Origin of the sequence: Silvimonas sp., from assembly GCF_031291215.1 — a bacterium.
Classification (GTDB): domain Bacteria; phylum Pseudomonadota; class Gammaproteobacteria; order Burkholderiales; family Chitinibacteraceae; genus Silvimonas; species Silvimonas soli.
Genome location: NZ_JARLJK010000038.1, coordinates 1 through 1,252 on the forward strand (window position 1 = coordinate 1; position 1,252 = coordinate 1,252).

General features: G+C 58.1%; 1 protein-coding gene. It reads right to left on the minus strand.

The genetic code is table 11. The features are described from left to right. Positions 1-699: 699 nt before the first annotated feature. Positions 700-1,252: TIGR03435 family protein (locus P4L78_RS01360; protein WP_309326475.1), on the minus strand; the 553-nt coding region annotated here is incomplete at its 5' end.

The following is a 1,252-nucleotide window of genomic DNA, read 5'->3' on the forward strand; positions in this document are numbered from 1 at the left end:
TCTCGGTGGCTTTGTCAGCGCCTTTTTCGGCGGATTTATCGGATTTGGCGGCCATAAATTTTACGTTTCGGTGTCTGTCTTTGTTGGTGTGACGTTAGAGAAGTTTGCCGGAATAGTCAAACGCGGATGACGCTTCCGGCGTCCTGGTGGATGGAGTTGTCCTGGTGGCCGTCCGCAAGGACCTCCAGTTGGCTGCGTGGAGCAGCCACGTGAGGCGTGGCTAGGCCTCAGGCACACGAAGAGTTCCGGCGGCCATTTCCCGGCGCGCGGGACTGCGTCCCGCAGAAACGTGTTTCAGCAGAGTGTTCCCGTGCAATTTCACACGCAACTGGCTGGCCCCTTCTCTGTGGGACACAGTCCCGTGCGCCACCAGGCGCTGGTGGATGGAGTTGTGCTACGACTCCATCTGGCTGCGTGGAGCAGCCACGTGAGGCGTGAGCAGGCTTTGGGGCGCGCTAAAGAGTTCCGGCGGCCATACGCTACGCTGGCCGTCGGAATGGCCGCAGCGCAGCCATTGCCACCGATGCCGGTGGATGGAGTTGCACGACGTCAGAGTGCTGGCTCCTCAATTCACGCGGCGTGCGCCGATCCCTCACGCCCCCGCCGCCGGCCGCCTTCCCAGCAAGAGGCTCAATTGTCACAGGTTGACTTATGGAATCCGTCTGACCGGGCACGTTTGGTTTATTCCGCGGTTGAATGTTAGTTTGACTTGCTCACCACGATCACTGCCAGTGATTTTTTAACCGGCACCAGATCGAGGCCCAGTTGTTTTACCGCAACGATCATGCCCGCTATATTTGGGTGCGCGTAATCTTTCTGTTCCCATTTGATGTCAAAGTCACAGGGTTCCGTGAGTCCCGTTTCATCGAAGACTGGCTTCGTGCTCGACGTTTCCAGTTCCTGGGCCAGCGTGCTGGGCGGTTGATGGATTGCTGCCGCCTCATTCCAAAATGCCGAAGATTTTCCGTCACGGTTAACGCTTCGTGACAACGCATCCCGGCTCGTGGCATTGGTTTTTAGCACCAGCACATCAACCTCCCGAGTCTCCCGTTTCGCCGTCAGGCCAAAAGTCGCCGCGACCGCCTGCGCGAATACTTTTTCGAGGGCGGCTTGGGTTTGGGGCTGCCCGTTGATGGGAGGCAGGGTAATGTAGAAATCATACTTTCCCTTTGGCGGTTTGGTTTCGGTGACGATGCGCGAGGGCTGGACGCCGAAAACCACCTCAATTGCCCGGTTCAACGGGACACCTTCA